Genomic DNA, 13,519 nt, shown 5'->3' with positions numbered 1-13,519 from the left:
CAAATCGGTATTTAATAGCTTACTTTTGCAAAAAATTTAGCCTTGTGAATTACCTTTCTGTAGAAAATATCTCGAAATCTTTTGGTGAACGTACGTTGTTTAAAGACATCTCGTTTGGAATTAATAAAGATCAAAAAATTGCCTTCATAGCCAAAAACGGTTCTGGAAAAACGACTATTATGAGTATCATTAATGGTCTTGAAGAATCCGATACTGGTCAAGTAGTGTTAAGAAAAGGCATCAAAATGGCGTTTCTTTCGCAAAATAATAATTTGCAGGAGGAATTAACGATTGAGGAAAGTATTTTCGCTTCGGATAATGAGACTTTGAAAGTGATTGAAGCCTACGAAAAAGCATTAGAAAATCCCGAAGACGAAGAAGCTTACCAAAAGGCTTTTGACGGAATGGATCAGCACAATGCTTGGGATTTTGAAACGCAGTATAAGCAAATTTTATTCAAATTGAAGTTGGAAAATTTCAAACTGAAAGTAAAAAATCTTTCGGGTGGACAGAAAAAAAGATTGTCACTTGCTATCATTTTGATTAATCGTCCTGATTTATTGATTCTGGATGAACCTACGAATCATTTGGATTTAGAGATGATTGAATGGCTGGAAAGCTATTTTGCTAAAGAAAATATTACGTTGTTTATGGTGACGCACGACCGTTTCTTCTTGGAGCGTGTTTGTAATGAAATCATCGAATTAGACAACGGAAAATTATATCAATACAAAGGAAATTACTCCTATTATTTAGAGAAAAAAGAAGAACGCATCGCCTCCGAGAATTCGAGTGTGGATAAAGCGCAGAATCTTTTTGTGAAAGAACTGGAATGGATGCGCCGTCAGCCAAAAGCGAGAACAACCAAATCAAAATCGCGTCAGGATGATTTTTATGAAATCAAGGAAAAAGCACAAAGTCGCCGTCGCGAAAATAAAGTAGAACTTGAAATTAATATGGAACGTATGGGAAGCAAGATTATCGAGCTTCACAAGATTTCCAAAAAATTCAAGGATCACGTGATCATGGATAATTTCAGTTTTGATTTTCAACGTGGCGAACGTATTGGAATCATTGGGAAAAACGGAACCGGAAAATCGACTTTTTTGAATTTATTGACAGGAACTATTCCTCTTGATGGAGGAAAAGTAGTGATTGGTGAAACAATAAAAGTGGGTTACTACACACAAAGCGGAATAAACCCAAAGCCGGGTCAGCGTGTGATTGATGTGATTAAGGAATACGGAGAATTCATTCCGTTGATGAAAGGAAAATTGATTTCGGCTTCACAATTGTTAGAGCGTTTCTTATTTGATGCTAAAAAACAATATGATTTTGTGGACCGATTGAGTGGTGGAGAATTGAAACGTTTGTACTTGTGTACAGTTTTGATTCAGAATCCGAACTTCCTGATTCTGGATGAGCCGACGAATGATTTGGATATTGTAACACTGAATGTCCTAGAAAGCTTCCTTTTGGATTATCCGGGTTGTCTTTTAGTAGTTTCACACGATAGATATTTCATGGATAAAATTGTGGATCACTTATTCATTTTTAGAGGTGATGGTGTGGTGGAAGATTTCCCAGGAAACTATTCTGATTTTAGAGCTTACGAAGACAGTACAGACGTAGCGCAAAAAGAAGAGAACAAAGCCGAAAAGAAGGACTGGAAACAAAACAATCCAACTGGAAATCTTACTTTCAACGAGCAAAAAGAATTTCAAAAAACAGAACGAGAAATCAAGGATTTAGAGCTTCAGAAAGTAGCTATCGAACAATTATTCTCAGACGGGAAAATTGCCGAGGCCGACATTGAAAAAAAAGCGAATGAATTGAGAAATATCATCAATAAAATTGAAGAAAAAGAGGAAAGATGGTTTGAGCTATCTGCGAAGATAGAAGGATAAAATTAGTATTCAGTGTTCAGTCGCAGTTTGCAGTAACAAACATTAATACTATTTATGATTACACCCACAACGAAATTTTGATTTTGTTGTGGGTTTGTTTTATAAACTTATTACCTCTACCAAGGAATCGGATTGTAATCTTTCAAAAACTTACCGCACCAATGTTTTCCTGTATTGATTCCGTCAAACAACGGATCCATCACTCGTGCTGCTCCATCCACAATATCTAATGGCGGTTGAAAATCTTCTTCTTCCTGTTTTCTTTTGGCTAATTCTGCGGGATCTTCATCGGTTACCCAACCCGTATCGACCGCATTCATAAAAATCCCGTCTTTTGCCAAAGTCCCTGAAGAAGTGTGCGTCAGCATATTCAAGGCGGCTTTAGCCATATTGGTGTGCGGATGGCGGTCTTCCTTGAAAAAGCGATGAAACTTCCCTTCCATTGCTGAAACATTGATGATGTGCTTTTTCCCGGTGTTCTCTTTCTTCATCACTTCGGAAAGGCGGTTACATAATACAAATGGCGCCACCGAATTCACCAACTGCACTTCAATCATCTCCGTGGTTTCTATTTGTCCTAATCGCAAACGCCAGCTGTTGGTTTTTCTCAAATCCACTTGCTGTAAATCAGCATCGAGTTCCCCTTCCGGAAAAACTTCATTCGCCACCAAAGCATTATCAAACGAATACGGAATCTGGGATAATTTGGCGGAAGCCCGCAACCCAATTCCAGGTTCTGGTCCGTGCCAAGTCACCGGCATATTTTGATTAGAGGAAGCGCCTGCTGTCAATACTTTTAATTCATCCAAACAATTGGTATGATCCAGCAATAATTCTTGCGCTTGTTTTGGCAAAGAAGCGATGGAACGTTCTTCATTTTCCATTAAATGCGTATAAAATCCTGCAGGACGTCTAACGGTTTGCGCCGCATTATTAATCAGAATATCCAATCGCTCGTATTTTTGCTCTATAAAATTACAGAAAATCTCCACACTGGGAATGTGTCGTAAATCCAATCCATGAATTTTCAAACGATGTCCCCAATCCATAAAATCATCTTCCTTAGAAAAACGCAAAGCGGAATCCACCGGAAAACGAGTCGTAGCAATAACGGTTGCTCCACCACGCAATAGCATCAACGTAATGTGATAGCCAATTTTTAAGCGAGAACCTGTAATAACAGCAACTTGTCCCTTTACATCTGCGGTTTGAAAACGTTTGGCATAATTAAAATCTCCACAATCCGTACACATCGTATCATAAAAATGGTGCATTTTAGTAAACTCCGTTTTACATACGTAACAATTTCTAGGCGTTTCCAGTTCCAATTGTTCTTTGTTCACAAGATCATTGTATGCTAATAATTTTGGCGCCATAAACACACTTGCTTCACGCGCATGACGAATTCCTGTTTCCTTTCTGGCGGTTCGGTCGCGTTTTTCCATTTTGCGTTTGGCAGCTACTTTTCCGTCTTTTTTTCTACGGGAAAGTTCGTCACGATCGGGTCTGGAAAACATTCCTGCGGCTTTGATTAAAGCCGTTCGCTGTTCTTTTGGGATATCAAAAATTTGGTCGGTATCGGTATTCAATTGTGACAAAATAGCGATGCATCGGTCAATTTCTTCCGAGCTTATGTCATTTTTATGTTCTATTTGTTCAATCATTATGGTGAAAAATGGGTAATTATTATGGTGCAAATTCCAAGGGCGCAAATATAGCCTTTTTAAAGTCGGAAAGTTTCAAAGTCATAAAGTCGAAAATCCATGCGTGAAGATGATCCTATTGCATTTTGACTTTCGACTATTATCTTACTATCTTCGCACCTACTTTGCAACTATCTTTATGTTATTCCAAATAAAATCGTATTTACAGTTCCTTTGGCACTCCAAGAATGAACATGCCGTACATTCTCCTTTTGTGTTTAGTTTGCTGACAAAATGTTTCTACGACAAAAAATCAAAACCGGAATACACTATTTTAAGAAAGTACCGAAACTCGCTTTTAGCAAACAATAATACGATTGAAGTCACTGATTTTGGTGCGGGTTCAAAAGTTTTCAAATCGAATGCAAGAGTTATTTCCAAGATTGCAAAAACGGCGGGGATTTCTCCAAAACGAGCCGAATTATTATTTAGAATCACTAATTATTTTCAGCCAGACAATATTTTAGAAATTGGAACTTCATTAGGATTAGCAACTTCAGCACTTTGTTTAGGGTCCAAAAGCGCCGGGGAAAAAGCAAAAATAATCACTTTAGAAGGTTGTCCGGAAACTGCAAAAATTGCTCAATTACAATTTCAAAAATTCAATTTTGATAATGTAAATCCAATCGTAACTGAATTTAGTAGTTTTTTGAGTGACATCCAACTTCAAACTTTAAACTTCAAACTTATCTATTTTGACGGCAATCACTCCAAGAAAGCAACATTAGACTATTTTGGATTATTACTGCCTACAATTACTAACGAAACCGTTTGGATATTCGATGATATTCATTGGTCGCCAGAAATGGAAGATGCATGGGAAATAATCAAAAAACATCCTAAAGTGACCGTAACCATTGATACGTTTCAGTGGGGATTGGTACTTTTCAGAAGAGAGCAACCTAAAGAGCATTTTATTATTAGAATATAACGCAAAAAAAATGACAGCCATCCCTGACTGCCATTCTTAATATAGAATAACCAATTCTTTATTATTTATTCTTTAGCTCTTTTCATTTCTCCTGATTTAGCTCCCATTCTGTTCAATGTGTACATTGGTGCGAATTTTGCTTTTAAACCAGCAATTTTTCTGTTGTCTTCAGATGATAAACCTTCTTTTTCAACAGTATTTTTTCTGCTGTCTAATGCTTCATACATCAATTTAATTTCATCCCAGTCTTCACGAGAATATTTATCTTTATTATCCTCAACAGTATGTACAAATTGTTGGTATACATTATGAATATTAGCTGCATTTACCCAACTAAAGTTCATGTCCTCACCCATTTTTCCTTCACCAAATAAGGCATTTCTCATTTGTTGTTTTGTGTTTGGTGCAGTTGCAGTTGCAGCAACTTGTGCAGCAGCATTTTCAGCTTCAATTTTAGCTTTCAAAGCTTCGTATTTAGCTCTACTTGCATCAAGACGCGCTTGCGCTTCTGCATTGTCTTTCATGTCCGCAATAGCAGCTTCAGCTTCAGCACTTCTTAGTTGGTAAGATGCTTCTATTCCTTCCCAGTTTTCTCTAGCGTCTTCAGCTGTTACATTACCTAATGAATCTACGTACATTACATAAGTGTCCACTTTTTTACTTGCTTGTTCCGCTTTTTCATCTTTACAAGATGTAAATCCAATAGCGATTACCGCTAATCCTAATGCTAATTTTGTATTTTTCATAATTTTTGATTTGATTAATTATTATTAAACAAATGTAAATAACATTACACAATAATCAATATTTAACCAATAATTATATAACTTATTTAAATAATTGTGAAATAAAAAATATAAAAGTGTGAATTATACAAATTGATATTAAAATTGTGTAAAAAAGCAAATGCGTATTTTATGTATAAATAAAGACAAATCCCAAGCATGTAAGAAGAAAATTCTGAAACCGTCAAAATTTCAATACAGATATAGTGTAACAAATTTAAAAAACGACTACTTATTAATAATTCAAAAGTTTTTGTACTTTTAAAATCTAATTTAATAGCAGCCTGCGCAAAGTCAAAGGTCAAAAAATCATATATTCTAATGGCAAACCCGTTAATCAAAATAACCAATATCAAACGAAATTTTGTTCTGGGAAATGAAATCGTTTATGTTCTTAAAGGCATTGATTTAGAAATAAATAAAGGCGAATATGTAGCATTAATGGGACCTTCAGGATCTGGAAAATCAACTTTAATGAATTTATTAGGCTGCTTGGATACTCCAACATCCGGGAGTTATATTCTGAACGGAAAAGACGTCAGCCAGATGAAAGATGATGAATTAGCCGAAATTCGAAACAAAGAAATCGGATTCGTTTTCCAGACTTTCAACCTTTTACCCCGAACAACTGCGCTAGACAATGTGGCTTTACCCATGATTTACGCTGGTTTCTCAAAATCAGAAAGAAACAAACGCGCCACCGAAGTTCTAGAACAAGTAAATCTTGCCGATAGAATGGATCACCAGCCCAACCAACTTTCGGGAGGTCAGCGCCAGCGTGTAGCTATTGCCCGCGCTTTGGTCAACAAACCGTCGATCATTCTTGCCGATGAGCCAACCGGAAACTTGGATAGCAAAACTTCGCTTGAAATCATGAAACTTTTTGGAGACATCCACGCCAATGGAAACACCGTGATTCTGGTAACACACGAGGAAGAAATTGCCGAATACGCTCATAGAGTCATCCGTTTGCGTGACGGGCTGATAGAAAGCGACACTACAAAATAATTTTTTTTCAGGAGCTTTTTACTTCGTCAGTTCGCTTCGCTCGTGTCCGGCTATCCGCTTGTATCTCTTTCTTGTCATTCTTCCTTCGTCTGAATGACAAGAAAGAGGATACCGCTTTTATCCGGGCTAGGAAATCCTACTTAAAATTGCGCCTACAATTCCAAAAAAACCTTTCCAAAAATGAAAATCGCCATACTAACCTGCGAAAAACTTCCCGACCTAAATCCCGAAGATCAAAAAATAATTCCGGCATTGGCCCAACATAATATTCAAGCTACCGCCGCTATCTGGAGTGACAAAACCATAAATTGGTCTGAATTTGATTATTTAGTATTTCGCAATACTTGGGACTATTTCGAGAAAGAAACCGAATTTAAAATTTGGCTTAACCAAATAGCGCAACTGGAAATTAAAACACTGAATCCAATTGTAACAATCAAGCAAAACATCCATAAGTTTTACTTGCGAGAAATGGAACAGCAAGGAATTACCATTTTGCCAACGGTTTTCATTGACAAAACAAACAATCTTAACCTGACAGAACTGATTCCGGCAGATTGGAACAAAGCGGTTATAAAACCAGCATTTTCGGCAGGTTCCTATCTGACCGAAGTTTTTGAAAAATCCGAAATCCAAGCAATAAACGAAAAATATAAAAGTATTGCCGCTGAGAAAGAGTTGCTTTTACAGGAATTCATGCCTGAGATTCAAACATTGAGCGAAACCTCTTTTATCTTTTTCAATAAAAAATTCTCCCACGCGGTCAATAAAAAACCCGTTGATGGTGATTTTAGAGTACAATCACTTTTTGGAGGAAAATACACTTTGGTTCATCCAAGTTCAGAAATGATTCAGAAAGCCCAAAAAATTGTCGACACATTTCAGGAAGATCTTTTATACGCCCGTGTAGATGGAATTCTTATTGACGACGAACTTTATTTAATGGAAATTGAATGTATTGAACCCGATTTATATTTCAATCTGAGTGAAAACGCAATGGAACGATTTGTTGCGGAAATAGTGGAATTAATTGCTTAATTTTATATACTTAAAACAGCATTGATTAACTGTTATATTTATATTAATGAGCAGTTAAACGAGTTTAATATCGTACTATTGAATGTATGCACTACCACTAAACATATAAGTCGTGTAAGCATTAAACCTTAAGTGACCTTATTAATATTTAAGTTATATAAGCTAAACTAAAATTAAACTTATATGACTTATATGTAAAAAAAATGCGACATTGTTTTATTCTTATTGCTTAGTTACATTTGCAGATTGAATTCAATAATTATATTTTAGATTTATGATTTTTATTCGCAACTATAAATCTGTAATCTAAAATCGTTAATCAACAATCTAAAATCAAAATGAAAGTATATACAAAGACTGGAGACAAAGGAACAACGGCACTTTTTGGCGGAACCAGAGTCCCAAAAGACCATGCCCGAATAGAAAGTTACGGAACCGTTGACGAATTAAATTCTCATATTGGTTTGATTCGCGATCAAGAAATGAACAGTCATTATAAAGAAATTCTTATCGAAATTCAGGATCGTTTGTTTACTGTTGGCGCTATTTTAGCAACGCCACCAGAAAAAGAAGTGATGAAAAACGGTGAACTTCGTTTGAAAAAACTAGGAATTATAGAATCCGATATTGAATTATTGGAAAATGAAATTGACGCTATGGAAGAAGCATTACCGCCAATGACTCATTTTGTACTTCCTGGCGGACATACCACTGTGTCATATTGTCATATTGCACGTTGCGTTTGTCGCAGAGCAGAGCGCTTAGCAGTACATTTAAGCCACAATGAACCTGTTGCTGAAATCGCAATTAAGTACTTAAACCGACTTTCTGACTATCTTTTTGTGTTGGCACGAAAGTTGTCTCATGACTTGAAAGCTGCCGAAGTTCAATGGATTCCGAGGAAGTAGTTAATAGTTTTCAGTCGCAGTTTTTAGTACGAAAACTTTAAACTTTAAACCTGAAACTTTAAACTAAAAAAAACGTTCTTAACTTTAACTAAAAATAAATCAATTTTTACTTGTATTTTTCAGTAAAAAATTTATTTTTGCACAAAACTAAATCGACAACAGATGTATTGGACATTAGAATTAGCATCCTATTTAAGTGATGCCCCGTGGCCTGCTAACAAAGACGAACTTATTGACTACGCTATTAGAGCAGGAGCTCCATTAGAGGTAGTAGAAAACCTTCAATCTATCGAGGATGAAGGCGAGATATATGAATCAATGGAAGAAATATGGCCAGATTATCCTACGGACGAAGATTATCTTTGGAATGAGGATGAATATTAAAAGGTAAACCAATAAAAAAGTCTCAAAAGAGGCTTTTTTTTGGTTTAAATTTACAGAATTACACAATTAGAAATAAAAAAATATCATGAGTTTCATAAACAGTATTATTAAAGTCTTTGTTGGCGATAAGTCACAAAAAGATGTCAAAGCTTTACAACCTTATCTCAACAAAATAAAAACTTTCGAGGAACCACTCAAGGCATTATCCAATGATGAACTTAGAGGACGAACGATCTTTTTTAAAGACAAAATAAAACAAGCTCGTTCAGAAAAAGATGCGAAAATCGCAGCACTGAAACAAGAGGTGGAAAGCATTGTAGATATTGACCAAAGAGAAGATATTTACGTAGCCATTGACGCTCTTGAAAAAGAGGCCTACGATATCTCCGAAAAAACATTGATGGAAATTCTTCCGGAAGCTTTTGCTGTGGTAAAAGAAACAGCAAGACGTTTTAAAGACAATACGCAAATCGTGGTAACGGCAACTCCAAAAGACCGTGAATTATCCGCAACAAAAAGCTACATTACTTTAGATGGAGACACTGCCATTTGGGCGAATTCATGGAGTGCTGCAGGGAAAGAGATTACTTGGGACATGATTCACTATGACGTACAATTAATTGGCGGAATGGTTTTACATGAAGGAAAAGTAGCTGAAATGCAAACCGGTGAAGGAAAAACATTAGTGGCAACTTTACCGCTTTACTTGAATGCGTTAACTGGAAACGGTGTGCATTTAGTAACTGTGAATGATTATTTGGCAAAAAGGGATAGTACTTGGAAAGCGCCATTATTCGAATTTCACGGGATGACTGTGGAATGTATTGACAACTACCAACCAAGTTCAGAAGGAAGAAAAAAAGCATACGATGCCGATATAACTTATGGAACCAATAATGAATTTGGTTTTGACTATTTAAGAGATAACATGGCACATTCGCCAACTGATTTAGTGCAAAGAAAACACAATTATGCTATTGTCGATGAGGTCGATTCAGTTTTGATTGATGACGCCAGAACTCCATTGATTATTTCAGGTCCGGTTCCGCAAGGAGATCGTCATGAATTCATGGAAATGAAACCAAAAATTGAAAACTTAGTAAGTTTACAACGTCAATTGGCGAACGGTTTCTTATCTGAAGCTAAAAAATTAATTAAAGAAGGAAAAACTAAAGAAGGTGGTTTCCAATTATTAAGAGCTTACAGAGCATTACCAAAAAACAAAGCATTAATTAAATTTTTGAGTGAAGAAGGAATTAAACAATTGCTTCAGAAAACCGAAAATCAATACATGCAGGATAACAAAAGAGAAATGCACAAGATTGATGAGGCATTGTATTTTGTTATCGAAGAAAAAAACAATCAGGTTGAATTGACAGATAACGGAATTAAATACCTTTCCGGAGATACTGATGCTGACTTTTTTGTACTTCCAGACATTGGAACTGAAATTGCAGCTATCGAAAAGAGAAAATTAGATAAAGACACAGAAGCTGAGGAAAAAGAAAAATTATTTCAGGATTTCGGTGTAAAAAGCGAGCGTATTCACACCTTAACACAACTTTTGAAAGCCTACGCTTTATTCGAAAAAGATGTAGAATATGTAATCATGGACAACAAAATCATGATTGTTGATGAGCAAACGGGTCGTATCATGGACGGTCGTCGTTATTCTGACGGATTGCACCAAGCAATTGAAGCCAAAGAAAATGTAAAAATCGAAGCTGCAACTCAAACATTTGCAACCGTAACATTACAGAATTACTTCAGAATGTACAATAAACTGGGAGGAATGACTGGAACTGCAGTAACGGAAGCGGGCGAGTTATGGCAAATATATAAACTGGACGTAGTAGAAATTCCTACGAACAGAGGAATGGCAAGATTAGACAAAGAGGATTTTATTTATAAAACGACTCGTGAAAAATTCAATGCCGTTATCGAAGATGTAACTGAATTATCTAAAGCAGGAAGACCAGTACTTATTGGTACAACTTCTGTAGAGATTTCAGAATTATTAAGCCGAATGTTGAAAATGAGAGGCGTTGTACACAATGTCTTGAATGCAAAAATGCACAAACAGGAAGCACAAATTGTTGAAGAAGCCGGAAAACCTGGAGTGGTAACCATTGCAACCAACATGGCTGGTCGTGGTACCGATATTAAATTATCTGCCGAAGTGAAAGCTGCTGGTGGATTAGCAATTGTAGGTACGGAACGTCATGATTCGCGTCGTGTAGACCGTCAGTTGCGTGGTCGTGCTGGACGTCAAGGTGATCCTGGAAGTTCTCAGTTTTATGTTTCTCTTGAAGACAACTTAATGCGTTTGTTTGGTTCTGAAAGAGTGGCTAAAGTGATGGACCGTATGGGATTGCAGGAAGGTGAAGTGATTCAACATTCTATGATGACTAAATCTATCGAACGTGCTCAGAAAAAAGTGGAAGAAAACAACTTTGGAGTTCGTAAGCGTTTATTGGAATATGATGATGTTATGAATGCGCAACGTGAAGTAGTGTACAAACGTCGTCGTCATGCCTTATTCGGAGAGCGATTGAAATTGGATATTGCCAACATGCTTTATGACACCTGCGAACTTATCATTGGAGAAAACAAAGCGACTAACAATTTCAAAAACTTTGAGTTTGAATTGATTCGTTATTTCTCTATCACATCACCAGTTACTGAAAGTGAGTTCACGAAGTTGAGCGAAATGGAGTTAACAGGAAAAGTGTACAAAGCAACTTTAGACTATTATACAGAGAAAACGGAAAGAAGCGCCAGAGAAGCTTTCCCTATCATAAAAAGTGTTTACGAAGATAAAAACAACCAATTTGAGCGCATCGTTGTTCCGTTTACAGATGGTATAAAATCGCTGAATGTGGTTACTGATTTGAAAACCGCTTATGAAACGCAAGGCGCGCAATTAGTGGCTGATTTCGAGAAAAACATCACTCTAGCAATTGTAGATGAAGCTTGGAAAAAACACTTGCGAAAAATGGACGAATTGAAACAATCAGTTCAATTAGCCGTTCACGAACAAAAAGATCCATTACTTATTTACAAACTGGAAGCCTTCAATTTGTTTAGAGCCATGATTGACAATGTCAATAAAGAGGTAATTTCATTCTTGTTCAAAGGTGATTTACCGGCTCAGGAAAACCAACAAATTCAAGAAGCGAAAGAAGTTGCTCCGGTAGAAGATTACACGACTTCAAAAGACGAAATCGTAAGTAGCGAAGCCGCAAACCGTGAGGCTGGAGAAACGCAACAACGCCAAGTTACTGAAACTATCGTGAGAGATATGCCAAAGATTAATCGCAACGATAATGTTACGATTCAAAACGTGGCCAACGGACAAACTCAAGAAATGAAATACAAAAAAGCCGAAAGCCTAATCGCTTCAGGACAATGGGTTATCGTGAACTAATAACCATTTCAATTCCTTACATTACATTCCCCAATTACAAAAGTAGTTGGGGAATTTTTTTGCGCCTTATTTTCAGAAGCTATTCCCGCCCTACGCTGCAAGCTATTGGGTTTCAAACCCTTTTTCTAGCCGCTGTCAGGAGCTTCTTTTAGTCGCTCTGCCACCACCAGAAAAAAGTGGTTTTCAACCGGCATAGGATTTCCACTGCTGTCGGGGCTAGGGATTTGCGGTAAATAACTGCATTTACGGTTTCCCGTACTAATCCTCCAATGAAAGAATATATCTTCGAAAAAAAATGAATAGCTGTTTTATTTTTATAAGTATTTTCAGCGATTTATTTATATATTTGAAAATAAATAAAATCTGATGTTTGTCAGATTTACCTACAAGTTACCAGCAACTTTTCCAAAATGAGCAAAAAACAAATCAATGAATAATAAGAAAGATGTACCTTTAAATTTATTAAAAGCAATTGAAGAAGTTGCTCAAAAAAACTTAGATTTAATTCAAGTAAAATTAGAAGAGAATACATATTATTCATTTCTTGAAAATGACGATACTTCAAAAAATTTCTTTAAAATTTTTGTTAATGGTGCAAAGCGTATTGGAAATTTTGATCCAAAAAACTTAGCATACGAACATAGACCTGCTAGTGCAACTAGAATAACAGCTATGCTTAGTCAAGGAAGTTTTGAAGATATTAAAAATAAATTTGAAGATTGGATTAAATTAATACGCGAAATTCACGAAACTCCAAGCGTCTACGATGATAATTTTACTAAGTATTATTCAGATTATTACTTTAATGAATTTCAAGTTTTTGAAGAAGATGCAAACATATTTCCTTTTGATCCACATCAACAAATTATTATTGAAAAATATCTTCTTTCTTTATCTGAAGCAATAAATAATTCTGGTGAAAGTATTGATGATATTTGTAAAAATGAATTGGTAGCTGAAATAAGTGAAATAAATAGACTTCTAACGGTTACAACTAAAAATCAAGTGATGAAAAAAATCACGACTATTTTTGGAAAACTCTTTAAAGTGAGTAAACCATTTGCCCAAGAAATTATAAAAGAAGCAGGAAAACAACTTGTTAAAAAACTTATAGAACTTGGAATTAACTATGCCCCAACTTTATTAGAAAATCTCAAATAAAAAAGCCCCGCTTCGCAAAGTATCCCTGAACACAAATAATTTTTTCGTGAATGCTGCGCAATTTTTAGACCTTGAGAGTCGATATAAATGTCAAAAAGTGTCTTCCTTTCATAAACACACTGAAAATACTGAAGCATTAGCAACAACTAAAAACAATGATAAAAACACATTTCAATCAATTGACATTTAAAAATAAACACTACTTCTTTGACAAGTTGTAAACCGTTAATAAAAACCGTAAAAAAACAAGAATAAATATTAAACCTT

General features: G+C 35.8%; 10 protein-coding genes. 8 read left to right on the top strand and 2 right to left on the bottom strand.

Features of this window, described 5'->3' with window-relative positions; translation table 11 throughout:
* Positions 1-44: 44 nt before the first annotated feature.
* Positions 45-1,907 carry an ABC-F family ATP-binding cassette domain-containing protein gene (locus tag IWX80_RS08230; RefSeq protein ID WP_196853014.1) on the top strand — a complete coding sequence of 621 codons (1,863 nt, stop codon included), beginning with the start codon at positions 45-47 and terminating at the stop codon, positions 1,905-1,907.
* A 116-nt stretch (positions 1,908-2,023) separates the two neighbouring features.
* Here IWX80_RS08230 and IWX80_RS08225 read toward each other — a convergent pair whose 3' ends face one another.
* Positions 2,024-3,571, bottom strand: coding sequence for an SDR family NAD(P)-dependent oxidoreductase (locus IWX80_RS08225; RefSeq protein ID WP_196853013.1), 1,548 nt, complete (start codon positions 3,569-3,571; stop codon positions 2,024-2,026).
* 178 nt (positions 3,572-3,749) lie between these two features.
* Here IWX80_RS08225 and IWX80_RS08220 point away from each other — a divergent pair, with 178 nt between their 5' ends.
* Positions 3,750-4,541, top strand: coding sequence for an O-methyltransferase (locus tag IWX80_RS08220; protein WP_196853012.1), 792 nt, complete (start codon positions 3,750-3,752; stop codon positions 4,539-4,541).
* Between the two features lie 65 nt (positions 4,542-4,606).
* On the opposite strand, the gene IWX80_RS08215 is transcribed toward IWX80_RS08220, so the two are convergent.
* The gene (locus tag IWX80_RS08215; protein ID WP_196853011.1) at positions 4,607-5,287 is read right to left on the bottom strand and encodes a DUF6565 domain-containing protein; all 681 of its coding nucleotides are present in this window, start codon (positions 5,285-5,287) and stop codon (positions 4,607-4,609) included.
* Positions 5,288-5,647: 360 nt separating this feature from the next.
* On the opposite strand from IWX80_RS08215, the gene IWX80_RS08210 reads away from it, so the two are divergent.
* The 6 genes from IWX80_RS08210 (at position 5,648) to IWX80_RS08185 (ending at position 13,252) form a co-directional block, all read left to right on the top strand.
* Positions 5,648-6,334, top strand: coding sequence for an ABC transporter ATP-binding protein (locus IWX80_RS08210; protein ID WP_113634370.1), 687 nt, complete (start codon positions 5,648-5,650; stop codon positions 6,332-6,334).
* Between the two features lie 180 nt (positions 6,335-6,514).
* Positions 6,515-7,372, top strand: a complete 858-nt coding sequence (locus IWX80_RS08205; protein ID WP_196853010.1) for an ATP-grasp domain-containing protein — start codon at positions 6,515-6,517, stop codon at positions 7,370-7,372.
* Positions 7,373-7,710: 338 nt separating this feature from the next.
* On the top strand, positions 7,711-8,280 hold the full coding sequence (locus IWX80_RS08200) for a cob(I)yrinic acid a,c-diamide adenosyltransferase (protein ID WP_113634372.1): 570 nt from the start codon (positions 7,711-7,713) through the stop codon (positions 8,278-8,280).
* Between the two features lie 162 nt (positions 8,281-8,442).
* On the top strand, positions 8,443-8,664 hold the full coding sequence (locus IWX80_RS08195; RefSeq protein WP_007138072.1) for a DUF2795 domain-containing protein: 222 nt from the start codon (positions 8,443-8,445) through the stop codon (positions 8,662-8,664).
* An 85-nt stretch (positions 8,665-8,749) separates the two neighbouring features.
* Positions 8,750-12,091: a preprotein translocase subunit SecA gene (gene secA, locus IWX80_RS08190; RefSeq protein WP_196853009.1), complete on the top strand. Its 3,342-nt coding sequence runs from the start codon at positions 8,750-8,752 to the stop codon at positions 12,089-12,091.
* Positions 12,092-12,520: 429 nt separating this feature from the next.
* Positions 12,521-13,252 carry a hypothetical protein gene (locus tag IWX80_RS08185; protein WP_196853008.1) on the top strand — a complete coding sequence of 244 codons (732 nt, stop codon included), beginning with the start codon at positions 12,521-12,523 and terminating at the stop codon, positions 13,250-13,252.
* Positions 13,253-13,519 lie beyond the last annotated feature (267 nt).

The sequence above is a fragment of the Flavobacterium sp. CAN_S2 genome (genome assembly GCF_015752255.1).
GTDB lineage: Bacteria > Bacteroidota > Bacteroidia > Flavobacteriales > Flavobacteriaceae > Flavobacterium.
Note: the sequence above shows the minus strand (reverse complement) of the source record. Positions and strands in the feature narration are given on the sequence as shown.

What these genes read in the sequence shown, in the direction of transcription:
- IWX80_RS08210 (WP_113634370.1), top strand. Translation starts at nt 5,648, where the DNA reads ATGGCAAACCCGTTAATCAAAATAACCAATATCAAACGAAATTTTGTT.
- IWX80_RS08205 (WP_196853010.1), top strand. Translation starts at nt 6,515, where the DNA reads ATGAAAATCGCCATACTAACCTGCGAAAAACTTCCCGACCTAAATCCC.
- IWX80_RS08225 (WP_196853013.1), bottom strand. Translation starts at nt 3,571, where the DNA reads ATGATTGAACAAATAGAACATAAAAATGACATAAGCTCGGAAGAAATT.
- IWX80_RS08200 (WP_113634372.1), top strand. Translation starts at nt 7,711, where the DNA reads ATGAAAGTATATACAAAGACTGGAGACAAAGGAACAACGGCACTTTTT.
- IWX80_RS08220 (WP_196853012.1), top strand. Translation starts at nt 3,750, where the DNA reads ATGTTATTCCAAATAAAATCGTATTTACAGTTCCTTTGGCACTCCAAG.
- IWX80_RS08195 (WP_007138072.1), top strand. Translation starts at nt 8,443, where the DNA reads ATGTATTGGACATTAGAATTAGCATCCTATTTAAGTGATGCCCCGTGG.
- IWX80_RS08185 (WP_196853008.1), top strand. Translation starts at nt 12,521, where the DNA reads ATGAATAATAAGAAAGATGTACCTTTAAATTTATTAAAAGCAATTGAA.
- secA (WP_196853009.1), top strand. Translation starts at nt 8,750, where the DNA reads ATGAGTTTCATAAACAGTATTATTAAAGTCTTTGTTGGCGATAAGTCA.
- IWX80_RS08215 (WP_196853011.1), bottom strand. Translation starts at nt 5,287, where the DNA reads ATGAAAAATACAAAATTAGCATTAGGATTAGCGGTAATCGCTATTGGA.